This is a genomic window from Amycolatopsis sp. lyj-84 (assembly GCF_046549075.1).
Classification (GTDB): domain Bacteria; phylum Actinomycetota; class Actinomycetes; order Mycobacteriales; family Pseudonocardiaceae; genus Amycolatopsis.
This window is the reverse complement of sequence record NZ_JAJPWO010000005.1, coordinates 254,970-269,639: the sequence shown is the minus strand read 5'-3', so window position 1 is coordinate 269,639 and position 14,670 is coordinate 254,970. Positions and strand designations below refer to the sequence as shown.

Below are 14,670 nucleotides of genomic sequence, written 5' to 3'. Positions count from 1 at the left end.
TGAGGGTCGAGTTTCTTCGGCTGAGCCGAGGCAAGGGGCCCTTCACGGCCCGGACTCGTGAACGACCGCGGCCAGAGGCCGTAGGTAACCAAGACACCCCTAGCCCTAGCCCGAATCGCCACTCACGAGTCCGCGGGCTTCGTCCGGTACCGCGGACTCGTCGAGTGCCATTCGAAACCGCCGCCCATCCACCCCCGCAACCCGCGCATGAACCGCTGCAATTCGAGTGAAGGCACCGCGCTCAGCTTTTCGTGCGCCGCCTGGAAGTCCCGGACGACGTCGTTGTGCAGCTCGACGGTGATCGCCGTGGCCTCCGCGATCGAGCACTTCCGGTCGTCGGCGATCAACAGGACCGCGTTGCACGGCGGCGACTCGTCCTCCAGATCCTTGGTGACCGAGTGCACGTCGTTGACGAGCACGGCCGCCGTACCCGCCTGGATGGCCGCCTCACGGACCCGCGGGTCGTAGTAGAGGTTCGACGTCAGTTCATAGCCGCCGAGGACGTCGATCAACGTCATCGACGTGTAGAAGCTGTCGTGCTGCCTGGCCGCGAGATACTCCCAAGCCGGCGGGTACTTCCCGCTGTGGCGCCAAGCCGCGTAGGCGGTCCAGCTCACGAACATCGCGAACGTCGAATAGCAGACTCGCTGCACCTGCGCGGCCGTCCCGGACGCGCGCAGATACTCGATACCCGAATTCAGTGCGATCAGAACCCGGTCGCTCCGCAGGGTTTCGTCGAGGTCGCGGCTGAACTCCCCCAACGACGGCACCGGGTCCATGGCGGCCATCGCCAGCGCGAGCTTCGGCGGCAGCTCCGCCGGGACGGCGCCGAGGGAGGTGTCGTCGGCGTAGAGGTCGTCGGCCGCCCACCAGGCGGCGTTGAGCTTCGCCGAGATCAGCAGCCTGTCGGGATCCTCGCAGTCCGGGTGGGCGAGCATGACGAGCCTGCCGAAGCCCGCCGTCCCGATCTGCTCGCATTCCTCCTCGTCGAACCCGCACTCCCCCGCCCACAAGGCCAACCGCCGGTCGACCTCCTCGGCGAGCGGTTCGTTGATCCGTTCGGTGACGGGGCAGTACAGCGGCGGTGCCGACCCGTCACCCCACGGCCGGAACGCGTACGCCGGATCGAGACCGGGTCCCTCCGGCGGCGGAGCCTCCTCCGCCGCCGGAGAAATCGCGGCCGGTTGAGCCAGCCTGGCCGCCAGCCGGGCGGCGGACGTGCCCAATCCGCTCGGACCGGCCAGCAACGTGGCCAGCGCACCGTGTTCCGTCATCACTTCACTCCGGTGGTCTCGCGGGATCAGACGCGGTCCGCGGCGATGAGCAGGTAGTGGAAGCTGCCTTCCCGGTAGGCGTCGAGGAACGGCCCCTCGATCCCGGTCGCCACCGACGACTTCGCCCGCAGTTCCCAGTACGGGATCGTGTCCGCCGTGAGGTCCACCACCGAGATCGGCACCAGGTCGTTCGCCGTCATCGCCTTGAAGTACTGGCTGCGCGGATGGATGTTGCAGGTGTAGTGCTGGTCGATCTGCGCGACGGCCTTGGACCGGCCACCGGTCACGTCGTTGTAGCACCCGGTGATGGTGACGTAGCGGCCGCCGAACTCCAGCTGCCGCGCGTGCTCGGCGAAGAGCTCGTGGAGGTCCACGTACATGGTGCTTTCGTTGTTCCAGATGCCCTTGCGCGAGCCGGTTTCGAAGCCGGTGTCGAGCATGTTGCGGAAGTGGTAGCGCACCCGGTCGGCGACGCCCCTGATCTCCGCTTGGTGGTTGGCGAACTCGACCTGCTTCTCCGAGATCGAGATCCCGTCGACGTGACAGCCGAACCGTGCGTTGGCCATGATGCTCGAGCCGCCGCGCCCGCAGCCGGCGTCGAGGAGCCGGTCCTCCGGTTTGACGTCGCCGAGGTGATCGAGCAGGACGTCCGCCTGCGCGGTCTCCAGACGGTGCATTTCGGCGATGATCCGCTCGTCGCGGGTGCTCTCGGGCCCCTCCAGTACCGACCAGTCGACCTCGCCCACCCCGTAGTGGTGGTGGTACAGCCCGTCCACGTCACCCAGCCGCAGGTTGACCGGGTCCTTCTCCTTGTTCCAGTACGACGCCACCGACTTCTGGTATTCGGTGCGCAGCACCTTGGCGGGAACGGGGGTGCGGGCGATGGTCACGTGGGTGGTCCTTTCTGGAGCATTGGTGTTCGTTGTCGTGGCAGGACTGATGGTCACCGCGCGACCTCGACGTTCTCCAGAACGCCGAGCGCGTCGGGCACGAGAACGGCGGCCGAGTAGTAGGTGCTGACCAGGTAGGTCGCGACCGCCTTCTCGCTGATGCCGTCGAAACGCACGTTCAGGCCCGGCTCGTATTCGTCGGGCAGACCGGTCTGGTGCAGGCCGATCACGCCGTTGTCCTCCAACCCGGTCCGCATGGCGAGGATCGAGGACGTGCCGGCCTCGGTGACCGGGATCTTGTCGCAGGGCAGGATCGGCACCCCGCGCCACGCGGCGACCACCTTGCCGTCGACCGTGGTGCCTTCCGGGTAGAGGCTGCGGCGCGTGCATTCCCTGCCGAACGCGGCGATCGCGCGCGGATGGGCGAGGAAGAACTTCGTCTTGCGGCGGCGGCTGACGAGTTCGTCCATGTCGTCGGGCGTCGGCGGGCCGGACCTGGTCTGGAACCGCGATTTGAGGTCCGCGTTGTGCAGCAGCCCGAATTCGCGGTTGTTGATCAGGTCGTGCTCCTGCCGCTCCCGCAGTGCCGCCACGGTCAGCCGGAGCTGCTCGTCGAACTGATTCATCGGCCCGTTGTAGAGATCGGTCACGCGTGTGTGCACGCGCAGCGCCGTCTGGGCGACGGCGAGGTCGTACTCGCGCGGCGAGATCTCGTAGTCGACGAAGGTGCCCGGCAGCAGCGGCTCCCCGTCATGCCCCGACGACATCCCGATCTCGGACTCACCCTTGGCGTTCTGCGGCTTTCCCTTGTGCGCCAGCATGTCCTGCACGTGACGGCGCATCGCCTCCGACCGGCCGTTGAGGTCGGCGAAGTCGTCGGCGCGCAGGGTCAGCACCGTCACCGGGGTGACGGCCTTGACGGTGAACGGCCAGTTGCGATCGATGCCGGCGAGCATTTCGTCGCCGAAGTGGTCGCCGTCGGCCATGCTGCCGATGGCGGCTTCGGTGCCGTACTCGCCCGGCGCCACCTTGGCGACCTTGCCGTGTGCGACCAGCACGACCTCGTCCAGCGGGGAACCGTGGCTGACGATCGTCTCGCCGGGCCGGTACTCGTGCTGCACGAACCGGTCGGCGAGCGCGGTGAGCGTGTCCTCGTCGTCGAAACCGCGCAGCAGTGCCAGTTCCGCGAGTTCCTGCGGGACGACCCTGATCTCGGTGCCGACGTTGGTGAAGCTCACCCGGCCGTCGCCGACGGCATAGGTCAGGCGCCGGTTGACCCGGAAGGAGCCACCGGTCGCCTCGACCCAGGGCAGCATCTTCAGCAGCCAGCGCGGCGTGATGCTCTGCATCTGCGGCCGCGTCTTGGTGGTCGTCGCCAGGTTGCGCGCGGCGGCGGGACCGAGACTGAGCCGCCGGTCGGCCTCCGGCGTCGTGGCGGTCATCCTTCGCGGCCGAGTTCGGCGGCTTCGAGCACGGCGAGCGCGTCCGGCACGAGCACGGCGGCGGAGTAGTACGTGCTGACGAGGTAGGAGATGATGGCCTGCTCGGAGATCCCCATGAAGCGGACGTTCAGGCCGGGCTCGTACTCGTCGGGCAGGCCGATCTGACGCAGGCCGATCACGCCCTGGCTCTTCTCGCCGGTGCGCATCAGCAGCACGGAACTGGTGCTGGTCTGGCTCACCGGGATCTTGTTGCACGGCAGGATCGGGACCCCGCGCCAGGACGGCACCTTGTGCCCGCCGAGGTCGGCGCCGGTCGGGTAGATACCGCGTTTGCTGCACTCGCGGCTGAACGCGGCGATCGTGCGCGGATGCGCGAGGAAGAAGCCGGGGTCCTTCCACACCAGGGCGAGCAGGTCGTCGAAGTCGTCCGGAGTGGGCGGACCGGTACGTGTCGGGATGCGCTGGGTGAAGTCGGCGTTGTTGAGCAGGCCGAAGTCCGCGTTGTTGATCATTTCGTGCTCTTGGCGCTCGCGCAGCGCCTCGATGGTCAGGCGGAGCTGCTGCTCGGTCTGGTCCATCGGCTGGTTGTAGAGGTCGGAGACGCGGCTGTGAACTCGCAGCACGGTCTGGGCGACGCTCAGTTCGTATTCCCGCGGCGAAGTTTCGTAGTCGACGAAGGTGCCCGGCAGCAGCGGCTCGCCGTCGTGGCCGGAGGAGATGTCGATCTCGGCTTCACCGAAGTCGTTGGCACGACCGGAATCCTGCGACGCCTGCTCGATCTGCGCCTGCAGCGATTCGGACTGCTCCAGCACGCGCTCGAAGGCCTGGCGGGTCAGGGTCAGCACGGTGCAGGCCGTGGCCGCCTTCGCGGTGAACTCCCAGATCCCGTCGTCGGCGACGAGGGCCTGCGCACCGAAGTAGTCACCGTCCTTGACCACACCGAGCGCGGTCTCGTCACCGTAGTGACCGGGGCCGGTCTTGGTGATCTTGCCGTGGGCGATGAGGTAGACCCGGTCGGCCCGGTGCCCGAACTCGACGAGCACGTCGCCCGCGGATACCTCCTGCTGCTCGAAGCGGCGGGCGAGTTCGTCGAGCACCTCTTCGTCGTCGTACCCCTTGAGCGGCTTCAGTTCCCCCAGCTCCGCCGGGATCACGCTCACTTCGGTGCCGGCCTTCGAGAACGTCACCCGGCCGTCGCCGACCGCGTAATTGAGCCGCCGGTTGACCCGGTAGGCGCCACCGTTGACCTGAACCCATTCGAGCATCTTCAGCAGCCACCGGGACGAAATTCCCTGCATCTGCGGAACGGATTTGGTCGTTGTCGCCAGGTTTCGCGCGGCGGCCCGGCCCAAACTCAGCTGCGGATTTCCCGGCCCCTGGACACCTTCGGCGGAAGTGTCCGATTCGGTCACGGTCACAGCAAGGTCCACCCTTCAATAGTCGCGTGAGAAAACAAGATCCACCAACCACGGTGTGCCGACTGTGCCCCGAGGTGCGGCCCCCGCAGGGATCAACATAGCAAGGCGGTTTGCCCGCACAAGCGCACTTTCGGGTAGTGAGAAAAGGCCACCCGAATGCCGATTTCCCCATTATGCGAGAAGGCTTCCATCACCATTACTCGGCGCTTTAACGCACCCACACAATCGGTCCAGCGATTGTTCTGAGGTGTTATGCGCCGCCGCCCCGGGACTCCCGGGCGTACGCGTTATGCGGCCGTTGGAGGGGTGCGCCGAGTCCTTTCGGGTCACCCGCGCGCCCGTGTTCGGCGATGGCTTGACAGACAGCGACGAAACAGAGGGTCGCGTCCGGACACTCCGTCGTGTCAAGCAGCCGTTCCACCCCTGCCCACCCGTTGCTGACATGTCAGCGAGCGCTGTACTGTTCTACCCGTGCTGACGTGTGAAACCCAAGGCGCCGCGCTCGCCCGGCTCGGTCGCGCCCTCGCCGACCCGAACCGGTGCAGGATCCTGGTCGCTCTGCTCGAAGGCGTGAGCTATCCCGGCCAGCTGGCCGGGCAACTCGGCCTGAGCCGCTCCAATGTGTCCAACCACCTCGCGTGCCTGCGAGGGTGCGGGCTGGTCGTGGCGACTTACGAAGGCAGGCAGGTCCGCTATGCGCTGGCGGACGCCCACCTCGCCCGCGCGCTGCGGGAACTGGTACAGGTCGTGCTCGCCGTCGACACGGCGGAGCCCTGTGTGGACGACGCCGGTATAGAGGTGCTCCGGTGAGCGTGGAGAGCGGATCCTGCGCGGACGGCTGCTGCGCCACGACATCCACAGTGGACGAGGATCGCCGCGTCGTGTTGTCGCGCCGGGTCCGGCTCCTGGTCGCCGCGACGATCACCTACAACGTCATCGAAGCGGTCATCGCCATCTCCGCGGGCACCATCGCCTCCTCGACCGCGCTGATCGGCTTCGGCCTGGACTCGGTCATCGAGGTCGCTTCCGCCACCGCCGTCGCGTGGCAGTTCTCCGGCAAGGACCCCGAAGCCCGCGAACGCACCGCGCTCAAGGTCATCGCGGTGTCCTTCTTCGCGCTGGCCGCCTATGTGACCGTCGAATCCGTACGCACCCTGTTCGGCGCCGACCCCGCCGAGCACTCCACCGTCGGGATCGTGCTCGCGGCGGTCTCGCTGCTCGTGATGCCCTTCCTGTCCCACGCCCAGCGCCGCGCCGGGCGAGAACTCGGCTCCGCGAGCGCCGTCGCCGATTCGAAGCAGACCTTGCTGTGCACCTATCTTTCCGGTGTGCTGCTCGTCGGGTTGCTGCTCAACAGCCTCTTCGGCTGGTACTGGGCCGATCCGCTGGTCGCCCTCGTCATCGCCGCCGTCGCGATCAAGGAAGGCCGCGAAGCCTGGCGCGGTGAGCACTGCTGCTGAAAGGAACGCCATGACCCCGCCCGCGCGCTGGAACCGTTGCTGGGACGGCAAATCCCGGAACTACGACCGGGAGATGCAGTTTCTCGACCGGAAGCTCTTCGGCGATTCGCGAGCGTGGGCCTGCGGCCAGGCGACCGGCGACGTCCTCGAGGTCGCCGTCGGGACCGGCCTGAATCTGCGGCTCTATCCCGGCGACGTCACGCTCACCGGCATCGACCTCAGCGACGGCATGCTCGCCATCGCCCGTGACCGCGCCGAACGCCTCGGCCACCCGGTGACGCTGAGGCGTGCCGACGCGCACGACCTGCCGTTCGACGCCGGTTCGTTCGACACCGTGGTCTGCACCCTCGGACTTTGCGCCATCCCGGACGACGGCAAGGCGTTGCGGGAAATGGCCAGGGTTCTGCGGCCCGGCGGCCTGCTCATCCTGCTCGATCACATCGCGAGTTCGTCGCGTGCCGTCCGCGGCCTGCAATGGCTCACCGAAAAGATCACCGTGCCGATGGCGGGCGAGCACTTCCTGCGGCGCCCGTTCGACAAGATCGGCGACCTCGGCCTGACGGTGGAGCGCCGGGACCGGTTCAAGCTCGGGTTGGTGGAACGGCTCGTCGCCCGCAAGTGAACTCTGTCATCGGAATTTCATCGACGCCGTCGATCCTGATGACGTGACCTACCCCCAGCAGCCGCCCGTCTGGCAGCAGTACCCCGCTCCGCCGCCGAAGAAGTCCCCGAAAACGGGGCTGGTCTTCGGAGTCGCGGCAGCCGCTCTCGTCGTCGCCGTCGGAGGGATCGCGGTGACCGTGGCGCTCGCGACCGGTGACAACGCCATCAGTGGCACTCCCATCAGCGGCAGCGCCCCCGAGGTCGATCCCGACCCGTTCTCCGCACAGGCCGGAGACTGCATCTCGGCCGATGAAGACGCCGGGACGAACGGCAAGTTCAGCGCCAGCGCGGTCCGGGTCCACTGCACGGACGATTCGGCCAACTACACGGTGATCGCGCAGCTGGCGTCCAGTACCGGCTCGGACTGCAAGGAAGTGCCCGGCTACGAGTACGGCAACCCGGTCGTCTACGACTTCAAGTCGGGATCGTCCAGGGAACTCTGCGTCATGCCGAGGAACTGACGGCTCAAGACAACGAGCCCAGAACGGCTTGGGACTCGATGAGACCGTCTTCGCTGGGTGCTTGCCCGGCGCCGAACACCCGCTGGTGCTGCTTCGCCCGGATGTCACGGTGGGCGTCGGCCGGCCTGTCGTAGCCGTAACGCCGTCGTGCTTCGGCCGGGGTCAAGACCTCTTCGGACAGCGGCGGAACGCCGAGAACGTACGGAGCGACGACCGGCACCGCGGAGGGCGCCAGCAGCCGGGCGACCGCCAGTTTCAGCCGCGGGTTGCGATCGACGACGCCGTAGCCGAGCCGCAGGACCGGCCGGACCAGCAGATCGACGATCCGCGGTTGGGTGAACCCGCTCAGCTTCCGCATCCAGCGCGGCATGGTCGCGATTGTCCCGGCCCGCAGGAACCAGTTCACGATCCAGAGGGCCGGAGCCAGCACCCGCGGCGCCGGCGGCAAGACCACCTTCGCGGTCAACAGGTGGTCCATCATCTTCCGGGCAGCTTCACTGACCGCGAGCCGGGGACGCATCCGCTCGAAGTACTCCCGGACGCCGTCGCGGGTGCGGGGAACGTCCGCGGGGTCGCAGGTCTGGAATTCGGCGGCGATCGCGCACTCCTCCCAATACCGGTTCTCCTCGGCTGGTGTGAGCCGGCCTCCGCCGTACAGCTCGTAGGCCTTGAGCACCGAATGCCAGCCGGTGAGCAGGATCCACAACTGCGAGTGCGGATCGTTGGCGTCGTAGTGGTTGCCGCTGACGGGCTCGACGCCGATCGCCTTGGCATGCACCTTCACCAGCACGTCGGCGGCCTGGGAAACCTTCTGACTGTCGGCGAACGCGACCATGGCGAAATAGCGGACCGTGCGGTCGTAGCGGGTGCGAGGCCGCGCGTAGTTCGCACCGGTCTTGTCGACGGCGGCGATCAGCGCCGGGTCGAGCTCCTCCACCACGACGGACCGCTGCAGCCCGGTGACGGCGGCCGTCACATGCCCCCACACCTTCCAGGTGACCGATCCAGGTCCGAAGAACCCGTGGTCCAGCATCGGTTCCACTGGTTTCATCGCCACGTCGGCCTCCCGTTCCCCGCAATTAATACTGATGCGTAGCAATATCCTACGCTAGAGTAGCTTTGTCCAGAGTGCGCTTGAGGAGGGCCGTTGACCAGCACGACACCGCGGAAACGCCGTGCCTACGCCGCACGCGTGCCCGCCGAGCAGCGCCGAACGCAGGTGCTCGACGCGGCCCTGCACCTGGTGGTCACCCGAGGTCACAACGCCACGACCATGGACGCGGTCGCCGAACAGGCCGGCGTCACGAAACCGGTGGTTTACGGCCAGTTCCGCAGCCGGAACGAGCTGCTGGCCGCACTGTTGCGGCGCGAGCAGGAAGCCGCGCTCCGGCAGTTGCTCGAAGTACTGCCGGGTGACCCGGGCCGGTTCCTCACCGAGGACGCCCCCGAGTTCATCGCGCGGACGCTCGCCGACTTCCTCAACGCCGTCCAGGAAACGCCGGACCGGTGGTATTGCGTCGTCATGCCGATGGCGGACATGCCCGCCGAGTTCCACGCCGCCCGCGAGGCCGCGCGCGCCATCGCCCTCGACCGGGCGGAATCGCTGACGCGATGGCTCCTGGAAGCCGTCGGTGCCCCGGCGGAACTCGATCCGGAAATCGTCGCGCACACCGTCACCGCGCTGTTCGAGATGGCCGCGCGGCTCGTGCTCACCGACCCCGGACGGTACCGGCCGGAGCGGTTCGTCGGCGCGATCCGGGCTGCGGTCGGTCTCGTCCAGCCGCGGTGATATCTGCTGAGTTCTGGGCACCTTCACGGACTCAGTGATGCCCAGCGGCGGTGTCGCGAAAGCCACTTTCGGGACATCAGACGTCGCGAAAGTGGCTTGCGCGACACCTGAACGGCTGCTGTGGCCGCATGCCGGTCTGGATCAGTGACTTCTCGGTCGTGAGTGGGGATTCGGGTTAGAACTGCCCCGTGTTTGCCCACTCTCACCTGACCAGCGCGAATGTGACGTGCCAGCGGTCGAGCGTGAAGGAATCGGGACATTGAGTGTCCCAATTCCTTCATCGTCGCGGGCCGTTCCGATCCCGGAGCTTGATCAACGTCTCAAATCCTCCCCAGCCGCCCACATCGGCATCCCGTGGGTAGGCAAATGCGGGTCCACGGAATCCGAATCGCCACACACGACCACCGCGACCTCAGCCCGCCGGTTGCTCCGAAGGACTGACAACCTCCCAGGCCGCCTCGATCATGCGGAAGATCTCGTCCACCGCGGCTTCCGGATCCGCCGCCTCGCGACCGAGCGAATGGGCATCGACCACGAACCGCGCGATCGTCCGGCAGGCCGTCGCGGAATGCGAGAGACCAGGATCGGCCGCGATCGCCACCGCCAGCGACTCCGCGTGCCGCAGCCTCATCGACTCCTCGTACTCCCGCAACGCGGGCGACCCGTCGATCATGCGCCAGATCGGCGCGGCACCGTCCGCCGTGCAATGCCGCACCATCGCGTGGATCTCCCGGCGCAGCGCGGAAATGAGCGGCTCGTGCGGGGCGCGACCGGTCACCGCCCGCGCGAGGCTCTGCTCGAAATTCGCGTCCCGCTCGAACACCAATGCCTCCTTCGAGGGGAAGTGGGAGAAGAGCGTGGTGACGGCGACGTCGGCCTCCGCGGCCACCTCGCGGATGCCCACCGCGTCGTATCCGCGCTCCAGAAAGAGCCGCAGGGCGGTGTCGGCGATCTTCTGTCGGGTCGCGGCCTTCTTGCGCTCACGACGTCCGAGAACCTCGGTCATGCTGCAACGCTATCAGATCCAAAACACCACCAGTTCTAAAACACTAACCGTTAGTGCTACGGTCGAGCTCATGAAGAAAGTGATCTTCACCGAGTTCGGTGGTCCGGAAGTCCTGCAGCTCGTCGACGCCGAGGACCCGCACGCGGGCCCCGGCCAGGTACGCATCGCGGTGCGAGCCGCGGGTGTGAACCCCTTCGACTGGAGGGTTCGCGAGGGCCAGGTCCTGGGCGCACATCCGACAACGCTTCCCTCAGGGGTCGGGCTGGACGCCGCTGGAGTGGTCGACGAGGTCGGCGAGGGTGTCACGGATGTCGAGGTCGGCGACCGGGTGTTCGGCGAGGGCTTGAACACCTATGCCGAGTTCGCCGTGATGACGGTCTGGGCCAGGATGCCCGAGGGCCTGGCGTTCGAAGAGGCGGCCGGATATCCCTCTGTGGTGGAGACCGCGCTGCGCCTCATCCGCGAAGTGGGGGTGCGATCCGGCGAGACGCTGCTGGTCAGCGGCGCGTCCGGCGGGGTCGGATCGGCGGTAGTGCAGATCGCCCGTGAACGCGGCATCACGGTGATCGGCACGGCCGGGGCCGCGAACCAGGATTACTTGCGCGGCCTGGGCGCCATCGCCACGACGTACGGCGAGGGATGGGCAGGACGGGTGCGAGAGCTCGGCCAGGTCGACGCGGCTCTCGACCTCGCGGGATCGGGCGTGATCCCCGAACTCGTCGAGCTCACCGGGGATCCGCTGAAGGTGCTCTCCATCGCCGATCTCGGCGCACCGGAGTTCGGTGTCCGGTTCTCCGGCGTCGCGGGCAGCGTGCCGGACGCGCTCGCCGAGGCCTCGGACCTCATTTCACGGGGCAAGCTCCATATCCCGGTCGAGAAGTCGTACACGCTCGCCGACGCCGCGACCGCGCATGTCGACAGCCATGCCGGTCACACCCGCGGACGCCGGGTCATCGTCATCTGAGCCTGTTTCAGGCGGGAAGGATCACGACGCCGTCGTCGTCGGAGTAGAGCGTGTCGCCGGGAGTGAAGGTCACTCCCCCGAAGCCGACAGGGACGTCGACGGCGCCGACCCCCGCCTTGGAACTCTTGCGCGGGTTGGTGCCGAGCGCCTTCACGCCGAGCGGGAGTCCGGCGAGTTCGGCGCTGTCGCGGACCGCGCCGTTGACGACCACGCCCGCCCAGCCGTTGTCCACGGCGGATTTCGCGATCATGTCGCCGGTGAGCGCGCTGTGCAGGGAGCCGCCGCCGTCGACGACCAGGACGTTGCCCTCGCCTGGGGTGTTCAGCAGCTTCTTGACCAGGCCGTTGTCCTCGTGACAGGAGACGGTCCGGATCGGGCCGGAGAACTTCCGGTGCCCGCCGAACTGGCGGAACTGGGTGTCGCAGACGCGCAGCCGGTCGCCGTGTTCGTCGACGAGGTCAGCGGTGGTGAAGGAATCGATCACGGCGACAGAGTGTAGGTGCCGTTCAACCGGTTTCGCGCCTGCACGATGAGATCCGCCACACGCCGGGCTTCCGGGATCGCCCGCAGTTCCAGCACCGGCGTCGCCCAAGCGCCGCGGTGTTCGTTCTCCCGGGCCTGCCACCGGTTCCATCGGCTTCCGAAGGTGATCGTGCCGAGGCCTGCCTCGATCAGGCCGACGAACGGGGTCTACCCCGCGAGCCCGCCTCCGAAGACGATCGCCGCGGCGACCGCGATCATTTTCGCGGCCGGTGCGGCGATCCGGCCCACAGCACTTCTTCGCCCTCTTGCAACGGATACGGCTGCATCGAATCCTCCCCAGGTCTTCACCGGGAGTACGTCCGGCACGTCCGTCACGTTGCCTCGGACGGGAACAACGTGCCCAGCACGTGGGTGAGGATCGCGCCGGGGTCGGCCGCCGGGGCGACCGTCTGACGCAGGGCGAGGCCGATCCCCAGTGCGCCCAGCATGACGACGGCCTGGTCCAGCGGTATCGCGGGTTCGAGTCGCAGGCGGCGGGAGTGCTCGGTCAGCAGGGCGACCACCTCCTCGTCGTGACGCCGCTGGATGGCGGCGATCAGGGCGGCGGTTTCCGGTTGCTGTGCCGTCGCGGCGAGCACTTCCGCGGCCGCCGCACTCCATTTCGCCGCGTCCTTGTCCGCCACGTCGACGGGGTTCAGTGCGGCGATCACCTCGTCGCGCGTGGTGGCGCCGGCGAGAGCTTCCCGCAGCCCTCGGAGATGGCCGTCGGCACCGGCTTCGATGATCGCCAGCCACAGCCCTTCCTTGCCACCGAAATGCTTGTAGACGGCTCCGCGGGTGTAGCCGGCGTCGGTCGCGATCTCCTCGACCGTCGCCGCGAGGAAACCGCGCCGCAGGAAGACCTCTCGCCCGGCTTCCAGCAGGTGTCCGTGCGTGCGTTGCTGCTGCTCGGCCCGCGTCAGCCTGGACATCGTCTCTCTTTCAGTAACAGTACATTTCTAGAAACACGACGTTACTGTATCGTCCGGTGCATGGAGTTCCTGGCACCCGTGGCCGCGTTCCTCAGCCTCCCGCTCTTCCTGGCCGGGTTCGCGTGGTACGCCGTGCGTGCCCGCCGATGCGGCGTGAGCCAGTCCCTGCTGGCGCCGATCGAGGAGATCTGGGATCCGATAGCGCACAAGACCAACATCGAGATCCAGATCGAGGCGGAACGCAGTCCGGAGACGCCGTCGCCCGGTGACCCACCCGAGATGCTCAGCCGGTTCAATATCCGACGGTGAAATGCCGGTCCTGGCCCGGATTCTCGAGTTCGTCCACGATCGCGATGGCGAAATCCTCCGCCGAGATCCGGGACGAGCCGTCAGCCGCGGTGAGGATGGTGGTCGCTCCACGCCGGTAGCCCCCGGTCCGGATCCCGGGCTCCAGCATCGCGGGCGGGCTGAGGTACACCCAGTCCCCCGCGTGCGCTTCGCAGGCTTGGAGCTGCGTCGTGCTCGCCGAGGCGATGGTCCGCCAGGCCACCGGCACGAACGCCGGGTCGTCGATGACGAGACCGCCGGAAGGCGAGCGCAGCGGTCCGGCACCGCCGACGACCAGGACACGCGTACCCGCCGCGGCGTCGAGCAAGGCCGTGATGGTGGCGGCGACGGTGTCTTCCGCGCCGGGCGCGGGTCTCGTGGCGCCCACGATGGCGTCGGCTCCGGCGAGGACCGCGGTCATGTGGTCGACGTCGGTGGCGTCGCCTCGCACGACGTCGACGCCCGGGTGCGGGGGTTCAGCCGGGTCACCGCGGAAGACGGCGGTGACGTGGTGCCCGCGGGCGACGGCCTCGGTGACGACACGGGAGCCGGTCATGCCCGACGCTCCGACAACGGCGATCTTCATCGGACGATGCCTTCCTGCTTGGTCTTCGGGGTGATCTGGCCCGCGACGATCGAGGCCAGGGCGAGTGCGAAACCGACGAGCTGGACGAAGCCGAGCGACTGGCCGAGCAGCGCGGCGCCGAGCAGCGCGGCGACCATCGGCGAGAGCAGGCCGAGGACGGCGACCGAGGTGACCGGCAGGGACGTGATGCCGCGGAACCACAGGACGTACGCGAGCAGACCGCCGATCAGCCCGAGCCAGAGGTAGCCGAGGGCCGCGTTCAGGTCGATGGCGGGCGGCGCGCCTTCGAACAGGAAGGTCACCGGCACCAGGAACAGTCCGCCAGCGGTGAGCTGCCAGGAGGCGAACGCCGTCGGTCCGACGTCCGCCGGACGTCCCCACCGTTTGGTGAGGGTGACGCCGAGCGCCATGGTCGCGGCGCCGCCGAGTCCGGCGAGGACCCCGATGACGTCGAAACCGGCCGCCGGTCCGATCACGACCAGCCCGACGCCCACCATCCCGACGATTCCCCAGGCGAACCGCCACGCGGACGGGCTCTGCCGCAGCACGGCCACGGCGAGGATCGCGACGAGGAGCGGCTGGGCGGCGCCGAGGGTGGCCGCGACTCCTCCGGGCAGCCGTTCCGCGGCGACGAAAAGCAGGGGGAAGAACATCCCGATGTTGAGGACGCCGAGGACGGCGGCCTTCAGCCACCAGCCGCCACGCGGGAGGGTGCGGGTGATGGCCAGCGCGATCAGGCCCGCGGGGAGGGCGCGCATGAGCCCGGCGAACAGCGGATGTCCCGGCGGGAGCAGTTCGGTGGTGACGACATAGGTCGTACCCCAGACCATCGGGGCGAAGGCGGTCAGCGCGGTGCCGGTGAGCCCGGCGGTGCGCGGTGTGGTCGTCAGCGTTTTCACGCTTCTCAGCTTCGACGCTGCCGATCAATGAGTCCAA

17 protein-coding genes are annotated in these 14,670 nt (G+C 68.1%); 7 read left to right on the top strand and 10 right to left on the bottom strand.

Annotated features, from left to right (window positions below; all coding sequences use genetic code 11):
- Positions 1 to 122: 122 nt before the first annotated feature.
- From ACLJRM_RS18185 to ACLJRM_RS18170, 4 genes are read right to left on the bottom strand one after another with little or no spacing between them, the layout of a single operon-like run.
- The gene (locus tag ACLJRM_RS18185; protein ID WP_410663681.1) at positions 123 to 1,274 is read right to left on the bottom strand and encodes a family 2 encapsulin nanocompartment cargo protein terpene cyclase; all 1,152 of its coding nucleotides are present in this window, start codon (positions 1,272 to 1,274) and stop codon (positions 123 to 125) included.
- Positions 1,275 to 1,300: 26 nt separating this feature from the next.
- Entirely contained in the window at positions 1,301 to 2,164 is an 864-nt protein-coding gene (locus ACLJRM_RS18180) for a geranyl diphosphate 2-C-methyltransferase (RefSeq protein WP_101607964.1), read from the bottom strand.
- A 53-nt stretch (positions 2,165 to 2,217) separates the two neighbouring features.
- Positions 2,218 to 3,606, bottom strand: coding sequence for a family 2B encapsulin nanocompartment shell protein (locus ACLJRM_RS18175; protein ID WP_101607965.1), 1,389 nt, complete (start codon positions 3,604 to 3,606; stop codon positions 2,218 to 2,220).
- Positions 3,603 to 5,024 (bottom strand): family 2B encapsulin nanocompartment shell protein, encoded by a 1,422-nt coding sequence (locus tag ACLJRM_RS18170; RefSeq protein ID WP_410663680.1) that lies wholly within the window; start codon positions 5,022 to 5,024, stop codon positions 3,603 to 3,605. Before ACLJRM_RS18170 ends, ACLJRM_RS18175 begins: the two co-directional genes overlap by 4 nt.
- Positions 5,025 to 5,495: 471 nt before the next feature.
- Between ACLJRM_RS18170 and ACLJRM_RS18165 the strand changes: the two genes are divergently transcribed.
- The 4 genes from ACLJRM_RS18165 to ACLJRM_RS18150 are packed head-to-tail and all read left to right on the top strand — an operon-like array spanning position 5,496 to position 7,608.
- Positions 5,496 to 5,834, top strand: coding sequence for an ArsR/SmtB family transcription factor (locus ACLJRM_RS18165; protein WP_101607967.1), 339 nt, complete (start codon positions 5,496 to 5,498; stop codon positions 5,832 to 5,834).
- On the top strand, positions 5,831 to 6,484 hold the full coding sequence (locus tag ACLJRM_RS18160) for a cation transporter (RefSeq protein WP_174720411.1): 654 nt from the start codon (positions 5,831 to 5,833) through the stop codon (positions 6,482 to 6,484). The genes ACLJRM_RS18165 and ACLJRM_RS18160 overlap by 4 nt, the downstream gene beginning before the upstream one ends.
- Before the next feature lie 10 nt (positions 6,485 to 6,494).
- Positions 6,495 to 7,106, top strand: coding sequence for a class I SAM-dependent methyltransferase (locus tag ACLJRM_RS18155; protein ID WP_410663679.1), 612 nt, complete (start codon positions 6,495 to 6,497; stop codon positions 7,104 to 7,106).
- A gap of 43 nt (positions 7,107 to 7,149) precedes the next feature.
- Entirely contained in the window at positions 7,150 to 7,608 is a 459-nt protein-coding gene (locus tag ACLJRM_RS18150) for a hypothetical protein (RefSeq protein WP_410663678.1), read from the top strand.
- 4 nt (positions 7,609 to 7,612) lie between these two features.
- On the opposite strand, the gene ACLJRM_RS18145 is transcribed toward ACLJRM_RS18150, so the two are convergent.
- Positions 7,613 to 8,659: an oxygenase MpaB family protein gene (locus ACLJRM_RS18145; protein WP_410663867.1), complete on the bottom strand. Its 1,047-nt coding sequence runs from the start codon at positions 8,657 to 8,659 to the stop codon at positions 7,613 to 7,615.
- 96 nt (positions 8,660 to 8,755) lie between these two features.
- Here ACLJRM_RS18145 and ACLJRM_RS18140 point away from each other — a divergent pair, with 96 nt between their 5' ends.
- Positions 8,756 to 9,397, top strand: a complete 642-nt coding sequence (locus ACLJRM_RS18140) for a TetR/AcrR family transcriptional regulator (protein WP_410663677.1) — start codon at positions 8,756 to 8,758, stop codon at positions 9,395 to 9,397.
- Positions 9,398 to 9,809: 412 nt separating this feature from the next.
- Here the strand turns inward: ACLJRM_RS18140 and ACLJRM_RS18135 are convergent, their stop codons facing one another.
- Positions 9,810 to 10,403, bottom strand: coding sequence for a TetR/AcrR family transcriptional regulator (locus ACLJRM_RS18135; protein ID WP_410663676.1), 594 nt, complete (start codon positions 10,401 to 10,403; stop codon positions 9,810 to 9,812).
- 70 nt (positions 10,404 to 10,473) lie between these two features.
- Here ACLJRM_RS18135 and ACLJRM_RS18130 point away from each other — a divergent pair, with 70 nt between their 5' ends.
- Positions 10,474 to 11,367, top strand: a complete 894-nt coding sequence (locus tag ACLJRM_RS18130) for an NADP-dependent oxidoreductase (protein ID WP_410663675.1) — start codon at positions 10,474 to 10,476, stop codon at positions 11,365 to 11,367.
- 7 nt (positions 11,368 to 11,374) lie between these two features.
- Here the strand turns inward: ACLJRM_RS18130 and rraA are convergent, their stop codons facing one another.
- Both rraA and ACLJRM_RS18120 read right to left on the bottom strand, forming a co-directional pair.
- Positions 11,375 to 11,851 carry a ribonuclease E activity regulator RraA gene (rraA, locus tag ACLJRM_RS18125; protein ID WP_101607974.1) on the bottom strand — a complete coding sequence of 159 codons (477 nt, stop codon included), beginning with the start codon at positions 11,849 to 11,851 and terminating at the stop codon, positions 11,375 to 11,377.
- A 370-nt stretch (positions 11,852 to 12,221) separates the two neighbouring features.
- Positions 12,222 to 12,821: a TetR/AcrR family transcriptional regulator gene (locus ACLJRM_RS18120; RefSeq protein WP_410663674.1), complete on the bottom strand. Its 600-nt coding sequence runs from the start codon at positions 12,819 to 12,821 to the stop codon at positions 12,222 to 12,224.
- A 60-nt stretch (positions 12,822 to 12,881) separates the two neighbouring features.
- On the opposite strand from ACLJRM_RS18120, the gene ACLJRM_RS18115 reads away from it, so the two are divergent.
- Positions 12,882 to 13,130 (top strand): hypothetical protein, encoded by a 249-nt coding sequence (locus ACLJRM_RS18115; protein ID WP_101607976.1) that lies wholly within the window; start codon positions 12,882 to 12,884, stop codon positions 13,128 to 13,130.
- On the opposite strand, the gene ACLJRM_RS18110 is transcribed toward ACLJRM_RS18115, so the two are convergent.
- On the bottom strand, positions 13,114 to 13,734 hold the full coding sequence (locus tag ACLJRM_RS18110; RefSeq protein WP_101607977.1) for an NAD(P)-dependent oxidoreductase: 621 nt from the start codon (positions 13,732 to 13,734) through the stop codon (positions 13,114 to 13,116). The two genes, ACLJRM_RS18115 and ACLJRM_RS18110, sit on opposite strands and share 17 nt — an antisense overlap.
- Entirely contained in the window at positions 13,731 to 14,633 is a 903-nt protein-coding gene (locus ACLJRM_RS18105; RefSeq protein ID WP_410663673.1) for an EamA family transporter, read from the bottom strand. The genes ACLJRM_RS18110 and ACLJRM_RS18105 overlap by 4 nt, the downstream gene beginning before the upstream one ends.
- Positions 14,634 to 14,670 lie beyond the last annotated feature (37 nt).

Excerpts from the sequence above, each read along its gene's own strand:
- ACLJRM_RS18185 (WP_410663681.1), bottom strand. The coding sequence starts at position 1,274 with ATGACGGAACACGGTGCGCTGGCCACGTTGCTGGCCGGTCCGAGCGGA.
- ACLJRM_RS18175 (WP_101607965.1), bottom strand. The coding sequence starts at position 3,606 with ATGACCGCCACGACGCCGGAGGCCGACCGGCGGCTCAGTCTCGGTCCC.
- ACLJRM_RS18155 (WP_410663679.1), top strand. The coding sequence starts at position 6,495 with ATGACCCCGCCCGCGCGCTGGAACCGTTGCTGGGACGGCAAATCCCGG.
- ACLJRM_RS18145 (WP_410663867.1), bottom strand. The coding sequence starts at position 8,659 with ATGAAACCAGTGGAACCGATGCTGGACCACGGGTTCTTCGGACCTGGA.
- ACLJRM_RS18135 (WP_410663676.1), bottom strand. The coding sequence starts at position 10,403 with ATGACCGAGGTTCTCGGACGTCGTGAGCGCAAGAAGGCCGCGACCCGA.
- ACLJRM_RS18130 (WP_410663675.1), top strand. The coding sequence starts at position 10,474 with ATGAAGAAAGTGATCTTCACCGAGTTCGGTGGTCCGGAAGTCCTGCAG.
- ACLJRM_RS18120 (WP_410663674.1), bottom strand. The coding sequence starts at position 12,821 with ATGTCCAGGCTGACGCGGGCCGAGCAGCAGCAACGCACGCACGGACAC.
- ACLJRM_RS18115 (WP_101607976.1), top strand. The coding sequence starts at position 12,882 with ATGGAGTTCCTGGCACCCGTGGCCGCGTTCCTCAGCCTCCCGCTCTTC.
- ACLJRM_RS18110 (WP_101607977.1), bottom strand. The coding sequence starts at position 13,734 with ATGAAGATCGCCGTTGTCGGAGCGTCGGGCATGACCGGCTCCCGTGTC.